The following is a 16,664-nucleotide window of genomic DNA, read 5'->3' as shown; positions in this document are numbered from 1 at the left end:
TGTCTTGAAATAGAGAGATTCAGTGATGTCTGGCTCTAATTGCCCGTACCGAGAGGGCCGCCGCTGGGGGCTGCGTCGTCCTTGGCCGCCACGACCAGTTCTTGCCCGTCGGCAAGGGCGAGGCGATCGCCGAGAACCCGTCGTCGACGACGACGGGTTCTTCCTGCTGCCAGGCGCGGCTCGTCACTGTGAGCCTGCGGCCACCACCGTGGCGGTTAGGAGTTCGAGCTCGGCGACCAGCTCGTCCAGCTAGAGGTGACCAGGCAGATCGGCTCCAAGAGCTCGAACATCCGGCGGGCGGCGTGCGTCATGGCCAACATCGTGCCTGCGGTCACGCCGCGCGCGGAGTGGAACGGGACACCTGATCGCCTCTTCTGACTCGACCGGATCGGGAACGGACGGCGGGGCGGCGTAGCAGCGCCTGCCCCGCCCACGACGTCATGGCACCAGGGCCACGCCGTTTCCTACCGCACAACCCCGGTGCCGCTCTCTGCTTCCTGGTGGCCCGGTCCGGCCGCGTAGGCCAGAGGAGGTGCGATCGCCTGGGCGTCCGCCTCCTCCCCCACCCACAACGCGATGAACAGGGCCGCGGTCGCCTCCAGGAGCCCCGCCCGGTCGAGACCCCCGCCGGCCACGGGTTCGCAGCCCACGTCCCGCACCAGCTCGCGTACCCGCGCCAGCGCCGTCTCGTCGTCTCCGTAGACCGGCCGCGGCCAGGGGTCGCCCGTCGAAGACGGGCGGCCGCATGCGCCACACGTCCTCGGGGCAGAGGTTGAAGGCCTTGACCACGTGCGCTCCCGGTGCCGCCGCGGCAAGGTGCTGTGCGGCCGACGGGCCTCCTTCCGTCAGCAGCCCGGAAGCCCGGCCCGAGAGGGTTGGAGCAGTCGAGCAGCACCTTGCCCCCCAAGGCCGCGTGCAGGTCCCGTGCCACGTCTGCTCCGGCGCCGAACGGCAACGCGGCCAAGATCACCTGACCGAGCTGGGCCGCCGCGCGCAGACCGGCGGCCTTCGCGCCGTCTTCTGAACCGCCGTGGTGCTCTGGACCCTGCGCGGTGGACCCAGCCGCCCGGTCGAACTGGGCGAGCGGATCGGGGGCATCAGTTCCAAGGTCCTCACCGAGACGCTGCGCGGGCTGCAGTTCAACGGACTGGTCGACCGGCAAACCGACCCCGGCCACCCCTCACCGGTCGAGTACCGACTCACCGCACTGGGTCGGACGTGCCTCGCGCCCATCGGTGCGGTCGGGGTATGGGCCTTCGAGTACGGCGACGAGGTGATGGCGGCCCAGGAAGGGGCATCCACGCCCGCTGCGCCTTCTCCGGTGCACTGAGCGATGTGTCTCGGATCTCGAACGCGCCGCTGGGCCCGCGTCCGTGGCGCACGCTCAGGAGAGGGCTGGGCCGTGGCTGCGGGTCCTGCCCCGTAGCCGGCGTCGGGCCGGTCACGGGGCAGGACCCGTTCGGTGAGCGGCTGCCCCTGGGTGTCGTTCGCCGTCGACGCGCTCGGCTCCTCCAGGCCCTTGCCGACACCTACCTCGTGCAGCTCTCCCGTGCCCGACCCGGTGGAGGAGGTGCCGTGATCGACCAAGGTGATGTTGGCCTGGACCGCGTTCTCAGTGGCGTCCGAGGGGTGGCCGGAGGTCATGACGCCCTCGCAGAAGGGGCCGGCCGCGCCGATGCTGATGTCACCGCCGATGCCGAGAGTGATGGCACCCTGCTTCTTCCTCGGGTGCAGCCCGCGACGTCGGGACCTGGTTTCGGCACCTCTGTGGTGACGGTCATGGCCGGCGGCCAGCACTGCCGCCGGTCATGACCTGGCAGTGGGTCCTCAGACGACTATGCGGTCGAGGTTGGGTGCCCCGGCGGAGGGGTTGGAGAACTTGATGGTGTTGTTTCCGGCCTTGAGCTGGACGGTGACGTCCTTGGTGACCACAGTGTTGTAGTCGGGTGTCGCCGCGAAACTGACGGTCTGGTTGACGCCGTTGACGGTCACGACCGCGGAGCGGGACTGGCCGACACTCATGAAGGAGACACTCATCGTGTAGCTACCCGCAGCCGACTTGGCCACGTTGTTGAACGTCGCGGTGCCACCGCTGCCCAGGTAGCTGAGCTTCTTCCCACCCGAGCAGTGCGCGCAGCTGGTGATCGTCGTGCCACCGGCCAGAGTCGACGCCTCAGCCTCGTACGAGCCGTTCCCACCGGCCGGCGGGTCAGTCGGCGGGTCGGTCGGCGGCGTGCCGCCGTTCATGCTGGAGCCGAGGGTGTCCAGGGCCTTTTGGACCAGGGCCTGGGCGTTGGTGTTGAGGTTGGCGTTGGTGCCATTGACGACCCAGGACGGACCCGAGAACATCGCCAGGGTCACGCCGTTGTCGACGCCACCGGTGGTGCCGCTGCTGGGTATGCCGAGCAGCTGGGCTGCCTTGACGGACGCCTCGCCGAGTTCACGGGAGTCGTTGTCGGAGGTGTCCTGGCCGTTGGCGGTCTGGGTGTCGCCGAAGATCGATCCGATGACCTTGCCGTTGTAGAACATCAGCGCGAACTGACGCCCTGACATGCCGTGTTCCTTGAAGTAGAAGTGCGGACAGGGGGTCTTGCGGTCCCAGCAGTCGTCGCCGAGGACGTAGAAGGGGACCTTGTGGGCGCCCAGTGCCTGGCCGTTGCTGTCCTCCCAGGTCGTCTCGCCCTGGTGGTCGGGGTCGGGGTCGGGGTCACTGCCGTCGGTGTCGATGGCCATGCCGGAGCTGTAGGTGTAGATTCCCGGCGCGACCTGGAAGACGTTCACGTCGGAGTGGGTCATGGTGTTGATGTGAGGCTTGGTGTTGACCTTGTTGGCGGCCGTCGAGTTCTGCTGGATGCCGGCCAGCACCTGGGCGGCGGTGTAGGAGGTCGCGGCCGGTGCGGCAGCCGGGGCCGCCTTGACCGTTGCGGATGTCGTGGCGGCGTCGGCATGGCCGACGACAAGGGGGATGGTGAGCGCGGTGGCTGCGGCGGCTGCCACAACGAGGCGCGTACGGATCGATGACATGGCGGTGTGGGACCTCCATTGTTTGGCAGCAAAGCCTCTTGACGAGTCAATGCATGTGCGACTCTCGTCGCGCATTTGCCTCGCCTCATCAATCGGCTATGCCAGATCGATACTTCCGAGGGACAACCGACTCGCGATCTTGAGCTGAGTCGGTCCTCGCATGGATCCTGCGCCGGCCGCGGTGGTGATCCTGGCGCCGGCTCCCGTAGAGCTGTCAGACGACGATGCGGTCGAGGTTGGGTGCCCCGGCGGAGGGGTTGGAGAACTTGATGGTGTTGTTTCCGGCCTTGAGCTGGACGGTGACGTCCTTGGTGACCACAGTGTTGTAGTCGGGTGTCGCCGCGAAACTGACGGTCTGGTTGACGCCGTTGACGGTCACGACCGCGGAGCGGGACTGGCCGACACTCATGAAGGAGACACTCATCGTGTAGCTACCCGCAGCCGACTCGGCGACGTTGTTGAACGTCGCGGTGCCACCGCTGCCCAGGTAGCTGAGCTTCTTCCCACCCGAGCAGTGCGCGCAGCTGGTGATCGTCGTGCCACCGGCCAGAGTCGACGCCTCAGCCTCGTACGAGCCGTTCCCACCGGCCGGCGGGTCAGTCGGCGGGTCGGTCGGCGGCGTGCCGCCACCGGTGATCTTGTTGAAGATCCGGGAGTAGGCGTAGCCGCTGGCCTTGTCGTAACTGTGGACTTCCCAGAAGGACAGTTCCTGGACGCCGTTGGTGGCAGCGAAGGCTTCCAGCGTGGCGGCGTCGGCCTGGGTGAAGTTCTCGTTGTCGTCGTTCTTGCCGGCGATGGGGGTGAGGCCCATGCGTCCGTATGCCTGTGCGGTGGTGATGCCGTAGAGGCTTGCGAGTTGTGCGGCGGTGCCCTTGGCTGCGGACAGGGAGTCGTTGAGGGCGTTCTCGCCGTCGCCGAAGTCCATGGTCATGATGTTGACGAGGTTGATCTTGACGCCCTTGCCCTTGGCGTCCTTGAGGAGGTTGAGGGTGTCGGATTCGAGGCCGGAGGGGTCCACGGCCAGGGTGTAGTCGACCTCGATGTTGGGGTTTTGGGCCTGGAGGGCGGCCAGGGCCTGGTTGCGGCGGGTGTTGACCGCGGTGTTGCCCAGGGTGCTGCCTTCGATGTCGAAGTCGAGGCGGGTGATGCCGTAAGTGCTGGCGACGTTGGCGTAGGCGGCGGTCAGTGAGGAGACCGAGGTGCAGGTCTGCGCCAGTTCCCCGCCCTCGGCGCCGCCGAAGGAGATGATGACGTTGCCGCCGGCGGCCTTGAGGTCGTTGACCTGGGAGGTGAAGGCGCCCAGTGCGCTGTTGCCGGCCTCCCACTGCGGAGTACAACCGGACTTGGGAATCAGGAAGGCCAGGGTGTAGCTCTTCAGCCCTGTAGCCCTCATGTCAGCTGCCATGTCGCCGGCTGTGTCGCCGGCGAGCTCCAGGTAGGGCGCGGCGTAGTGGGCCGGGAACGTGCTCATCGCCTGGGGGCCGGCGTTGGCGGTCGCGTTGATGCCCATGGCCACCGCTGCCACCGGCAGCGCGGTGGCGATAAGCCCCTTGGTGAGTCGTGACCATGTCACGGATGTCCTCCAGGTGAGGTCGAGACGGGGCATCCCCCAAGGGGGTCGGGCTCCCGGCCGGCGTCGCGGGACCGGAACGTGTGCCGTGCGGATGCTCCGAGAGAGCCGACGGAGCACGGTGTCCCGGCGAGGGGGAGCTGCGATATCTGGTGCCTCGACGGAACCGTTGGGCTTGCGGACGCAGCTCGGGAGAGCACCTTGAGCTGAGTCGAGCTGACGAGTGGGGAGGAAACGGCGCGGGGCCGGGTGTTGTGGAGTTGACCCCGCGGCGCGCAGTCAATCCCTCCCGGGCAGCGCTCGTCAAGAAGTTGGGAAGGAAAGTTTCCTAATAATTAACCGCCACTGCGTCCCGGGGGTGGACCGGGGCGGACGAGCAACTGCCTTCATGGGCGTTTCGACGCCTCACCGAGGCGCTCGGCCTCCCGCCTCGCATCAACATCGGCGGACGCCCGGCATTCCGCGTGGAACCGCCGACGGAATCCGCATCCACGGCCGAGGCGGTTGCTTCGGAGGGAAGGCGTTCATGTGGATGAAATATGTTCAACCTCTTGACTACCGCAGGGCCCGGGAAGACTCTGGGCGACATACCAGTTAGGAAAGTTTCCTTACCATCCATCAGGCGCTCGCGTTTGCGCGGTCGATCGGCACGTGGCACGGGCGGCTCCACCCCTGCTTCAGCCGCCGGGACACGGCGGGACCCACCTCGACACGCCGGTCCCGCAGCTGTCGAAACAGCCCGCCCGCGCGCCTGGCACCGCATCCAGCCGTGCGGTGCCCGACCCCTACTTCCGCCCCCTCGCGTTGGGACGCCCCCATGCCATCGAACAGAAAACGCCGACTAGCATTCGGCGGAACCCTGGCCCTGTTGGCCGCCGGCGTCGCGGCGGCCGGCTGGACCGGCGTCACTGCCGGCACCGCCGGTGCATCCGCCGTGCCCCCCGGCGTCACCCCCGTGCCCGTGCAGCGGGCACTCGACCTGTCGGCTGCCAACCGCCGCGCCCCGCTGCCGGGCATGCCCGACTGGAGTAAAGCCGGTTACCTCGGCGGCCAGCCACTGCCCGGCGCCTCCGAGATCAACCCGTCGACGTCCTGCCAGATCACACCGTCCCAACTGGCGTCCGGCTACGGTGTGGTGCCGAGTGACAGCAAGGATGATACGAACGGCATCCAGGCCGCGATCGACAAGCTGAAGAGCACGTGTTCGCCGACCGGCTCGTACACCAAGCTGTCGCTGATCTCGTTCCCGGCCGGCGTCCTCAACGTCTCCCACCAGATCGCAGTGGACGCCAACTACACCATCCTGCGGGGCGCCGGCAGCGATCCGACGACCGGTACGTCCTTCGAGTACCGGCCGGATGCCAACACTCTGTACGACACCCTCACCTCGGACGGCACTGACTCCGACGGCGACAACATGACCTCGGGCGACGGCAAGATGGGCTGGGCGTGGCCCGGCACCGGCCTGTTCCGGGTCAGTTCCCGTACGGTCGACCCCTCCTACCAGGCGGAGTACAACGCCGCGCCGGCGAACCGCAAGGAGATCTTCCTCGGCTCCATCAACCAGCAATGGAAGGCCGGCGCCAAACTGCGGGCCAAGCCGGGCGAGACCACGTTCGCCGCTCGGCAGGGCGACACGGTCGTCTACCTGGCGACCAGCGCCAAGATGACCAGTTTCAAGGTCGGCGGATTCGTGAATATGATGGCCGCCAACTCACAGAAGTTCTACCAGTCGATGGACGCGGTCAGCGCGACGTTCCCCGAAGAGAACCTGCAGATGCGGCAGCAGATCTTCACGATCAGCGCGGTCGACGCCACCAACCACACGGTCACGGTCGACAAGCAGCTCGAGTACGACATGCCGATCGACTCCACCTCCGACGGCTCAGCACCGATAGACGGCGCCGTCTACGCCAGCAAGGCATCGCCGCTGGTCGAGCCGGTCGTCGGAGTCGGCCTGGAGAACTTCTACATGACCCAGCCGATGTCGAACCTCAACCAGGCCGCCTCGGTCCAGAACTACGGCAACATGGACCCGCACGCCGAGATGAACGGCGTCGTTCTCAAGTGGGCGGTGAACGACTGGGTCCGGGGGGTCCGGACCTACATGACCGGCTCGCACCCGATCGTCACCGAAGAGGCCAAGAACGTTCAGATCCAGGACAACTTCCTGGACGGTTCGTGGAACAAGGGCGCCGGCGGCCGGGGCTACTTCCGCGGCTCACGGGTCTGGGACTCGCTCTACGCCAACAACGTCACCCGCAACCTGCGGCACTTTACGTTCCAGTGGTCGGCGTCGGACAACGTGGCGATCGGCAACGACATCGACTCCGACTTCAACCTGCACGGCGGGTACGAGCGCCGGAACCTGATCGAGCTCAACACGCAGGCCGTGCCGTACGACCACCGCGCCGGCAACTGCCAGTCCAACTGCGGTGACGACGGCGGCGCCAACACGACACCCGACACCTCGAACTGGTACCCGATCTACTGGACCGCAGGTCAGAAGGGCGTCAAGTGGTCGGGTGCAACCGGACCTCAGAACGTCTTCTTCGACAACACGATGACCAAGCAGCTGTCCACCGGCGGTCCGTACCAGCCGTACTACCCGCTGAAGAACACGATCTACCAGTTCGGCGTGGCCGGCCCGTCCGGCGGCGCCTACCACCCGCTCGACGTGGGCGGCACGCCGATCGCCGACTGGGCAAAGAACGAGCAGAAGGACTACACCGGCGGCCACGGCGTCGACGCGTCCCGGACCGACACCGGTCAGTCGCTCTTCCTCAAGACAGTGGGCCCGGTGATCCCACCCACAGGCACGCCCACCCCGACCCCGACGGACACGCCCACGCCCACGGATACACCGACCACGACGCCGACGACCACCCCTTCCCCCGGCAAGTCCTACGAGGCGGAGAAGGCGACCCTGGGCACCGGCACCACGGTCACCAACTGTGCACACTGCTCCGGCGGTAAGAAGATCAGCTTCCTGGGCAGCAGCACCTACTCGGTGACCGCACCCGCCGCCGGCACCTACCCGATGACCATCTACTTCATGAGCGTCGGCAGCGTCCACACCGCGACCGTGACCGTCAACGGCGCGACCCAGACAGTGAACTTCCCGGCAACGCCGGACTACAACACCGTCGTCACCCTGAGGGTCCAGGTACCCCTGAAGGCCGGCACCAACTCCATCGCCATCATCAACACGGCGGGCACCGGCCCCAACCTGGACCGCATCGTCATCTGATCCGCGAACGCCCCAGGCCCGCGCCCAGGGACCGTTTCCGAGGCGTGCGGCTGGTGCCGACGGCGGCTCCGACAGTGTGACGCCGAGGGCGGCGGTCGCAACGCATGTGCGGGCAGGACGACGAGATCGCGTTGGCCTGCCGGCCAGGCGTGCGGGCTTCGCGCAGGGGAGGCACCGCGATGAGGACTCCCCCAATGACCAGGTTCCTACCCCCGCCTACCGGCGCGGTCGGCCAGGTCGCCGGTGTTGGCGACCTGGCCGGTGGAGCCCATACCGGTACCGGTACTGCCCGACGGTGGCTCGTCAACGGTCGTTGCAACACCCCGGATCAGCTACCCCCGAGACGGAGCTACACCCACCATCAATCGCGGACCGAGCCGCAATGGGGGACGGGCCGGACGAGGTGATGCCCAGGTCCGGCCCGTCCGCTCGCCTCTACAGGTCGAGCTGGTACTGGAGTGTCGTGTGTGTGGGAACGTAGCCGAGGCTGTCGCTGATGTGTCTCATGTGCGTGTTGCTGTCGGCAGTGTCGGTCAGGAGGCCGCCGAGGTCTGGATAGCGCCCGTGGGCTTGTCGGATCGACTCGGCCTTCATCCATCGGCCGAGTCCGTGTCCGCGGTGCTCGGGCAGTACGCCGGTACCGTAGTGCTGGCCATCACCCGTGCCATTGCCGGGGACGACGAGTTCGGTGAATCCGGCGATCGAGCCGTCCGCAGTGTCGATGGCGACAACCGTGTGCAACTGGTCGCCGCGCTCTTCAACGGCCTTCGCCGCAGCCCGGACCCGGTCCACGTCCCAGGCCACGATGCCGTGGTCGGTGTCCTCCATGGGCATGTCGTCCATGGCCCGGTGTGAGGCGGCAAACGCCTGGGCGAGGTCGTCGGGGACGGTACCCTGCCACGACGCCAGCCGGTAGCCGGGATGCGGACGCTCGATGATCTCGGCGAGGGCGATGGCGTCCACGTCGGCCAGTGGCAAGCGGGCGAACCTCAAGGTGAGCACCCTACGGAAGCCGCGGGCCGGCAGGAAGTGATCGCCGGGCGATCCGGCCTGGGCCTGCGCGCTGACGCAGCGCCGGGCGTTGTCCCGGGCGGCGGCCACGGCCGTGTCCAGGAGCTGGGAGCCGACGCCCTTGCGGCGCTCCACGGGATGGACGTGGAGGGTCAGTTCGGCCAGGTGCTCTTGTCCGCCATCGAACAGACGCAGATAGGCCGTCCCGACGGGGATGGAATCGGCGTCGGACGCCAGCCATGCAAGGCGTCGGCTGTGCGCCCCGTGAGCGGGGTCGGTCAGTGGGGTGATGCGAAACGACAAGGTGTCTCCGTCGTGAGGAGGTGGCAATGGTCAGTACGCGGGCTCAACTGCTGGGCACTCCTGCGCATGTGCTCCACACCTCCTCGTCGACAGAGCCTGTCCGGATCAGCATGGACGGCTGGGAGAACTTAGCTGGCCTATCGGTTCCTCGGCAATGGGTTAACTGAAGGCTGGTGCGGCCGTGAGGCCACAGCCACTCATTGATGGCCGCGACCAGCACGGTTGCTTCGTAGCTGGCCGGCGCCGAAGCCGTCCTGAGACACCGCGCACTGCTCGCCAGCGGCGACTTCGACCGCTACTGGACCTACCCTCTGGGCCAAGAGAACCAGCGCAACCACCAGGCCCGCTACCAACTCACTGCTTGACCTACGAAGTCACTCCCAGCAATCCGCACCCGTTGCGACGAGGCGGTTGACCTGGGCGATCAGGTCGGTGACCTTGCGCAGGCGCCGGTTGTAGCCGGACTGTCCGGGCAGGTAGGGGAACAGGTACCGCAGGTGGGCCTGGGCGTGGCGGATCCAGCGGCGTTCGGAGGTGCAGCCCAGCATGGCCTGCATCACCGCGAGGGTGACCAGCTCGGCATCCGTGAGCCGGGGCGGGAGCCCGACGACAGGCGCCACGGCGCCAGGTACGGCGATTCCTTCAGCAGGTCGTCGGACTTCACGTAGAGCGCGGTCGCGAGGGAGTCCAGGTCTGGCGTCACAACCGACCTTTGGACTCCCTCGCTTCATGTCATGCGTGCCGGCGAGCCCTTCTGTGACTTGCCAAGATAGGTGTCACCAATTCTGCGGGCCGACCTGGGCTTCGGTGGCACAGCCATCGCGCCACTTGTCGGCAGATGGTCGACCTTGTGGGCACCTGCTCCGAGTTTTCGGCCCGGTTGTCACCGAGCGCATGGAGATTCGGCGGGTCGGAGGATTGGTGAACAGCAGTGAGGTCTTGCGATTCGGATCCCCGGGTCACGATTGTTGGAGGCGGTAACGGTGCGGGGCGTTGCCCCGGGCACCGGAGCGTTGGCAGGGACGGCCACCACGGATCTCTTCGAGATGCGTGGGCGCAGCGGCATCAGCATGGCGGGTGATGGCCGCCGTGCACATCACCAGGGCACGACTCCGGCGTCGTCGAAGAACTGTCCGGTGGGGCCGTCGTCGGGCAGGGTCGCGAGTTTGATGGCGATCGCCGCGCCCTGTTCGGGGGTGCGCACGCCGCGGAAGCCGTTGAGGTCGGTGGCGACGTAGCCGGGGCAGCCGGTGTTGATCAGAATGTTCGTACCGCCCAGCTCCCGGGCGTATTGGAGGGTGACGGCGTTCAGGAAGGTCTTCGACGGCGCGTACGCCGCGGACACCGGACCTACCGTCTGCTCGGCGGCGGGTCCTGACTGCCGGGTGAGGGAGCCGACGCTGCTGGACATGTTCACGATCCGTGGTGCGGCGGAGCGGCGCAGCAGCGGCAGCATCGCGTTGGTGACGCGGATGACGCCGATCACGTTGGTGTCCACGACCGTGTGGATGGTGGCGGGGTCGATCCGGGTGGGCTCCTGTGGCATGTCGCCTGCGATGGCGGCGTTGTTGACGAGCACGTCGAGGCGTCCGGCCTGTTCGTCGATCAGCCGTGCGGCGGCGGTCGCGCTCGCGTCGTCGGTCACGTCCAGCGGTACGGCGAACGCGTCGATGCCAGCGGCGCGCAGTTTCTCCACCGCGGCGCTTCGGCGCTGGTCGTCGCGAGCGCCGACGCCGACGCTCCAGCCGAGGGTGCCCAGGCCTGCGGCGATCTCGTAGCCGATTCCCTTGTTCGCGCCGGTGACCAGCGCGATCTTCCGTTCAGTCATAGGGACGATGCTGCCTTCGGGCCTCGGCGGAAGTCCAAGACCGATCGGGTGCGCAACGATACCGTCAGGGTATTGATCCGGGATAGCGTGGCCGGATGGAGACCCGGGAACTGCGGTATTTCGTCGCCGTCGCTGAAGAGCTGCACTTCGGGCAGGCCGCGCAGCGGCTCGGGATCGCGCAGCCACCGTTGTCACGGGCGATCCAGCGGCTCGAACGCCGGCTCGGGGCAGTGCTGTTGGATCGGACCAGTCGCACTGTCACGCTGACCGAGGCCGGATCGGTGCTGTTGGTCGAGGGCCGGGCGGCTCTCGACGCGGTCGAGGCCGCCGAGCGTCGGACCCGCCGCGCCGCCCTTTCCGTGACCGGCCGCCCCGGCCTGGTCCTGGTCACGAAGGCCAGCGCGTCCAGGGAACTGCTGGCGAGACTGCTCGACGCGTACGCCGCCGAACCCGGCGCGGTCCCCGTCGACGTCATCCTGTGCGGTCCGGCCGAGCAGGAACGACTCCTGCGCGACGGCCGGGCCGACGTGGCGCTGCTGCACCGGCCGTTCGACTCGACGGCTGGATTCCACACCGAAGAGCTCAGCACGGAGAGTCAGGTTGTGGTCCTGCCGGCCGGGCATCCGCTCACCGCCCGGGCCCATGTGCACATGGCCGACATCACCGGGCTGCCGGGCCTGCCCCTCCCCCGCTGGCCCGACCCCGACGGCACCTACCCGCCCGGCCCCGGCCCGCAGGTCCGCGACCATGCGCAGTTGTTGCAGCTCGTCGCGCTCGGCCGTGCCTGTGCCGTCTCACCGGATTCGTGCCGAGCCCAACTGCACGGTGACCTCGCCGCCGTGCCCGTGCTGGACGCGCCGACGGTCACCACCGTGATCGCCTGGCCACCGCACAGCCGGTCCAGAGCCGTCGCCGACCTCATCCGGACTGCGACACGTCTCCAGTAGCTCCCACTCGCCCCGGCCAGGCTCCACCCATCGTGGCCCGGCTCAGTCGGCAGATCGCGGTGGGTGCACGCGGCTGGTGCCGGTCTGCGCGACCAGGTGACATCCATCTCGACCCTTCACCCCTTCGCATCATTCATCTAGGGGTTCCATCCCCGCGCGGGTGGGGAGCAGCTCGACGGCGAGGCGACCGGGACGAGTGTTCCGGGTCCATCCGCACGCGGGCGGGGAGCACGGCATGTCGGGCGCAAACCGCCAGATTTGTCCGCGACGTGTTCGTTGGAGAGGAACCCCCGCCAGATCAGGTCACGGCAACCAAGTGGTCGGCTTTGGAAGCCCTCCGGGGGTGTACGCGTGGTCAGGTCGAGTGGGCGGGTGGCGAAGAGGTGCAGACCGTACGGTGGCTGCAGGCAGATGCCGAACGGAAGGTCGTTCGAGGTGGGAATGTGCCGATCGGCAGGTAGTCCCGGTCTGGTCTCCCCTGGACGAGCAAGGGAACACTCTGCATGATCAACTGGTGACCACCCCAGAGACCATCGTCGAACGCCAGCTCGCCGCCTACAACTGCCATGACCTCGAAGCCTTCGCGGCGACGTACGCCCCCGACGTCTGCATCAACCGCCGCAGCGGCGACCGCCTGCTCGGGCGCGACGCCGTGCGGGAGGCGTACGCCGACATGTTCGCCAAGGGCCGCTGCCGGGCCGAGATCGTCGGCCGACTCACCGAGGGCGACTGGGTGGTGGACCACGAGATCGCCCACGGCATCACGCAGGACCCCCTCCGCGTGCTGGTCGCCTACCGGGTCCGCGACGGCCTGATCGACCACGTCGACTTCCTCGGCTGACTGCCGGACACCTCCTGGACGTGTCTACCCTGCAGATCGCCAGGAGCGCTTTTGCAGGGGCGGGAAAAGCAAGGGCCCTCGGGCCCCCAGGCAGACCCACCGGACGACATCTACAGCGAGGTCTGCCACGCAGTCGAGGCCAAGGGTCGTCAGGGCGTCGAGCGATGCCCTACGCTCGGCGCTGACCGTCAGGCCAAACCGGCTGACCTCCGGTTCGCCCACGCCCCGCCGGTCCTTGACGCCGACACCGTCTCGGCCGCTGGGGACAGCGGCGCCGAACGCGAACGCCGGATCCCCCCGAGATCGGCCGCGGTCCGTCGTGGCAGGATGACGCCGTGGAGGACCTGCAAGAACTGCTCAACGAGTGCCAGCGCGCCGCCCGCGCCACCGCCGGTCAGGGCGAGGTCGCCGACTACATTCCGGCGCTCGCCGCCGCCGACCCCGAGGCGTTCGGCATGGCCATCGCCACGGTCCAGGGCGAGCTCTACCACGTCGGCGATTGGGAGCAACCCTTCTCGATCCAGTCGATCTCCAAGCTCTTCACCCTGCTCCTGGCCCTGTCCCACGGGGATGACACGCTCTGGCAAGGCGTCGGGCTGGAGCCATCCGGTACCCGCTTCAACTCCCTGTTCCAACTGGAGTCCGACCACGGCAAGCCCCGCAACCCGTTCATGAACGCCGGCGCGCTCGTCGTCACCGACCGGCTGCAGGCCCTGACCGGCGACGCCTCGGGCGCGGTCCTCGACCTCCTGCGCACCGAGTCCGGCAACCCCGCCATCGCCGTCGATCCGCTGGTCGCCGCCTCGGAGGCGCAGACCATAGACCGCAACGCGGCGCTGGGCCACCTCATCAAGAGCTACGGCAACCTGCGCAACGAGGTGCCCGTCGTCCTCGACCACTACATCGCGCACTGCTCGATCAGCGCCAGCTGCCGCGACCTCGCCCTGGTCGGGCGGATGCTGGCGCGACACGGACTGGCCGCGGACGGAACGCGACGACTCACCCGCTCACAGGCCAAACGGATCAACGCGGTAATGCTCACCTGCGGCACCTACGACGAGGCCGGAGAGTTCGCCTACCGGGTCGGGCTGCCCGCGAAAAGCGGCGTCGGCGGCGGGATGCTCGCCATCGTCCCAGGCCGAGCCGCGATCTGCGTCCGGGGCCCGCGCCTGGACCCGGCCGGCAACTCGGTAGCGGCCATGACCGCACTCGACCACTTCACCACCGCCACCGGCTGGTCCATCTTCTGACCAAAGCGGCCCGGGATCAGCGCCGAAGTCGCCCCTCCCGGGCCTGCGGTGCGCAGCTACCACCGGCCGCGTCCCGTCACGGGGCCCCAGGGCCGAGACACGCTCACCCCCGCGCAGGCGAGCGGCCACCGGTCGCCGACCTTCGACAGCCGTGGGAGTAGCCGGCGGAGGCGAACAAGCTCACCCCAACACGCATCCGGCGGGAGTCCAAACGCCTCCCAACCGCTCCCCCAGCACATAACTCACAACATCGGGAAAGACGGAGGTAGAGGGGAAGTCAGCTCACCACCGGCCCACGCTGGCCGACCCACCCCGGCACCACAGGCGACCTCCTCTCGGGCTGACCGAGCTGTACCCCGCGAACCGCCGAGTCGTCAGGCGGGCTGGACGGTGATGGTGCAGAGGCGCTTGGTGGCCCGGGTCAGGGCTACGTACAAGTCCCTTTCCCCACCGGGGCGGGCCGTGATGATTTCCTCGGGGTTCATGACGACGACCCCGTCGAATTCCAGGCCGCGTGCTTCGGACGCCGGCACGATGCGTGCGTGGTGAGCGATGCCCTGGGCCGTCAGCTCGCTCACCCTGGTGTCCGCGCAGATCACTCCCAGAAGCTCGCCCGGGTGCGCGGTGCTCTGGGCGCGGAGTTCCTGAACGACGGTGGCGACCACCTCGTCCGGAGGGGTGGTCACGGTGCGAGGGCGCTCACCGCTTCGCAGTGACCGTGTGGGCTTCTGGTCCGGAGCGATCCGCGTGAGCAGGTCCCGGACGCTCTCCAGGATCTCCTGCGTGGTGCGGTAGCTGACGGTCAGGTTGTGCTGTTTGAACCGCGGTCCGACGTGGGGGCTCAGTGCTCCCTTCCAGTCGCGTGCTGTCGCGACCGGGCCTGCCTGGGCGAAGTCACCCACCAGCGTCATCGCCCTGGCCGGGCAGCGGCGGACGATCATCCGCCACTGCATGGCGGTCAGTTCCTGCGCCTCGTCGACGACGACGTGCCCGTACGTCCGCTCGGGAGGGCCGTCGACCAGGCTCGCCGCCTCGTCCAGCAACGGCACATCGGCATCGGTCCACGGGTCGTCCGGACCGCGCAGCAGAAGGGACCGCTCCTGCGCGGTCAGGCGGGGCAGGCGCTCGGCGAGAGCGCCGGCGTTCGCCAGGAGCGCCTTCACGAGGTCACCGGGTACCAGCCGCGGCCACAACACCTCGACCGCTCGGTCGACGCCGGCGTCGTCGAGGAGATCGGCTCGGATGGCGTCCAGGTCCAGCTCGTGGACCGGACCCGGGTCGGCCGCACCTTCGGCACGGCGCTGGGCAGCTCCCGTGAACCGGTCGAGGTCCAGGCCCGTCATCCTGACGGCATCGGCGTCGATCTGCTCCAGGAGGCCGCCCATGTCTCGTTGCATCGCGTCGGTGACGGCGTCGACCAAGAGCTCCCTGAACACCTGGCGCGCGGGGTTGTGCCCCGGTGCGGCTGCCACCGCGGCGTCACGTGCGGTGGCGACTTCCTCGCCGGACAGGTGAACCCGTTCCCGTCCGACCCGCACGGTGAAGTCACCGGCGAGGGCTTGGTGGACACGCAGCAGGCCGGCCAAGGCGTCGGCGAGGTCGGAGCCGCCCTTGAGACGCGCCGTATCGAACGAGTCCACCGTGTCCGTGGACACTCCGGCCAGTTCCCGGCAGGTCGCCAGAACGACGTCGTTCTCTCCGAGCGAGGGAAGGACCTGGGAGATGTAGTCGAGGAACCGGGCGTTCGGGCCCACCACGAGGACACCCTCCTCCGCGGCGCGCGGAAACGCGTACAGGACATAGGCCGCCCGGTGCAGGGCGACCACCGTCTTGCCGGTGCCGGGCCCGCCCTGCACCACGGTCACCCCGCGGTGGGCGGAGCGGACGATCTCGTCCTGCTCGGCCTGCAGCGTCGCGACGGCCGCGTGCATCCTGCCCGTACGCCGTGCCGACAGAGCCTCGGCCAACGGGCCGTCCCCCACGACGTCCTCGTCGGTCGGGGCGGTTCCGTCCAGCAGTTCGTCACTCACCGAGACGACCGTGCGCTCCTCGAGGCGCAGGTGCCGGCGCCGCCGCAGGTCCATCGGGTGGACCGGTGTCGCCTCGTAGAAGGGCCGCGCCGCGTTCGCGCGCCAGTCCACGAGCAGAGGCAGATCATCCTCCTCCGTATGCAGTCCGATCCGTCCGATGCGCAGGACCGTGCCATCCGTCCAGTCGATGCGCCCGAAGACCAGCCCCTTTTCGGAACCCTCCAGCCGGCCGATTTCCTTGGCCAGACGCTCGGCGGCGATTTCCCTCTCGTATGCCTCACCGGCGCTTTCCGCCGGGGCCTTCAGCACACTCGCTCGGCGTACTCGCGCCTCGGAAAGCCGCTCGGTGAGCAACTCATACAACGAGGACACATAATCCCGCTCCAAGTCAACCGCACGCACAGCGGAATCGTTCAGTTTCGACAACAGGGGGCTCCTTCGATTCGAGCCACACCATACGGTCAAAGCTCTCTAAAGATAAGTCTTGACTTACTTGGCAACCCATGGCCCTACGACTGAATCCATGACGGCTGACCCTATGGCGAACCATGCATTCCACCGTTCCGCATATCGCTAATTGCGCTCCCGCTGCTCGCCTGCCTTATCGCGA

General features: G+C 68.1%; 9 protein-coding genes and 4 pseudogenes. 5 read left to right on the top strand and 8 right to left on the bottom strand.

The annotated features are described in order from the left end of the window. Window positions 1-464: 464 nt before the first annotated feature. A pseudogene (locus C8250_RS41800) lies at window positions 465-997 on the bottom strand (NADP oxidoreductase). Between the two features lie 30 nt (window positions 998-1,027). On the opposite strand from C8250_RS41800, the pseudogene C8250_RS41795 reads away from it, so the two are divergent. Beyond that, window positions 1,028-1,330: pseudogene (locus C8250_RS41795) on the top strand (helix-turn-helix domain-containing protein); the annotation flags it as partial. A 266-nt stretch (window positions 1,331-1,596) separates the two neighbouring features. Here C8250_RS41795 and C8250_RS45000 read toward each other — a convergent pair. The 3 genes and pseudogenes from C8250_RS45000 to C8250_RS41780 all read right to left on the bottom strand — a co-directional run. After that, window positions 1,597-1,797: pseudogene (locus C8250_RS45000) on the bottom strand (arabinofuranosidase catalytic domain-containing protein); the annotation flags it as partial. 30 nt (window positions 1,798-1,827) lie between these two features. Further along, window positions 1,828-3,024 carry a glycoside hydrolase family 75 protein gene (locus C8250_RS41785; RefSeq protein WP_187145205.1) on the bottom strand — a complete coding sequence of 399 codons (1,197 nt, stop codon included), beginning with the start codon at window positions 3,022-3,024 and terminating at the stop codon, window positions 1,828-1,830. A 214-nt stretch (window positions 3,025-3,238) separates the two neighbouring features. Further along, the gene (locus C8250_RS41780; RefSeq protein ID WP_187145204.1) at window positions 3,239-4,597 is read right to left on the bottom strand and encodes a CBM35 domain-containing protein; all 1,359 of its coding nucleotides are present in this window, start codon (window positions 4,595-4,597) and stop codon (window positions 3,239-3,241) included. An 814-nt stretch (window positions 4,598-5,411) separates the two neighbouring features. Here C8250_RS41780 and C8250_RS41775 point away from each other — a divergent pair. Then, window positions 5,412-7,844 (top strand): CBM35 domain-containing protein, encoded by a 2,433-nt coding sequence (locus C8250_RS41775; protein ID WP_138355355.1) that lies wholly within the window; start codon window positions 5,412-5,414, stop codon window positions 7,842-7,844. A gap of 435 nt (window positions 7,845-8,279) precedes the next feature. Here C8250_RS41775 and C8250_RS41770 read toward each other — a convergent pair whose 3' ends face one another. The 3 genes and pseudogenes from C8250_RS41770 to C8250_RS41760 form a co-directional block, all read right to left on the bottom strand. Continuing rightward, a complete protein-coding gene (locus C8250_RS41770) occupies window positions 8,280-9,158 on the bottom strand; it encodes a GNAT family N-acetyltransferase (RefSeq protein ID WP_138355354.1) in 879 nt (292 codons plus the stop codon). A 398-nt stretch (window positions 9,159-9,556) separates the two neighbouring features. After that, a pseudogene (locus C8250_RS41765) lies at window positions 9,557-9,861 on the bottom strand (IS982 family transposase); the annotation flags it as partial. A gap of 393 nt (window positions 9,862-10,254) precedes the next feature. Further along, window positions 10,255-10,986: an SDR family oxidoreductase gene (locus tag C8250_RS41760; RefSeq protein ID WP_138355353.1), complete on the bottom strand. Its 732-nt coding sequence runs from the start codon at window positions 10,984-10,986 to the stop codon at window positions 10,255-10,257. 95 nt (window positions 10,987-11,081) lie between these two features. Between C8250_RS41760 and C8250_RS41755 the strand changes: the two genes are divergently transcribed. From C8250_RS41755 to C8250_RS41745, 3 genes are all read left to right on the top strand, one after another. Continuing rightward, window positions 11,082-11,933: a LysR family transcriptional regulator gene (locus C8250_RS41755; protein ID WP_138355352.1), complete on the top strand. Its 852-nt coding sequence runs from the start codon at window positions 11,082-11,084 to the stop codon at window positions 11,931-11,933. Between the two features lie 514 nt (window positions 11,934-12,447). Further along, on the top strand, window positions 12,448-12,774 hold the full coding sequence (locus C8250_RS44255) for a nuclear transport factor 2 family protein (protein WP_138355351.1): 327 nt from the start codon (window positions 12,448-12,450) through the stop codon (window positions 12,772-12,774). 335 nt (window positions 12,775-13,109) lie between these two features. Continuing rightward, complete coding sequence (locus tag C8250_RS41745) at window positions 13,110-14,024, top strand: glutaminase (RefSeq protein ID WP_244809737.1); 915 nt, start codon at window positions 13,110-13,112, stop codon at window positions 14,022-14,024. A 374-nt stretch (window positions 14,025-14,398) separates the two neighbouring features. Here the strand turns inward: C8250_RS41745 and C8250_RS41740 are convergent, their stop codons facing one another. Continuing rightward, the gene (locus tag C8250_RS41740) at window positions 14,399-16,426 is read right to left on the bottom strand and encodes an AAA family ATPase (RefSeq protein ID WP_187145202.1); all 2,028 of its coding nucleotides are present in this window, start codon (window positions 16,424-16,426) and stop codon (window positions 14,399-14,401) included. Window positions 16,427-16,664 lie beyond the last annotated feature (238 nt).

The sequence above is a fragment of the Streptomyces sp. So13.3 genome, from assembly GCF_005860785.2.
Lineage (GTDB): Bacteria > Actinomycetota > Actinomycetes > Streptomycetales > Streptomycetaceae > Actinacidiphila > Actinacidiphila fildesensis.
The sequence above is the reverse complement of the archived record's forward strand: the minus strand, read 5'-3'. Positions and strand labels throughout refer to the sequence as shown.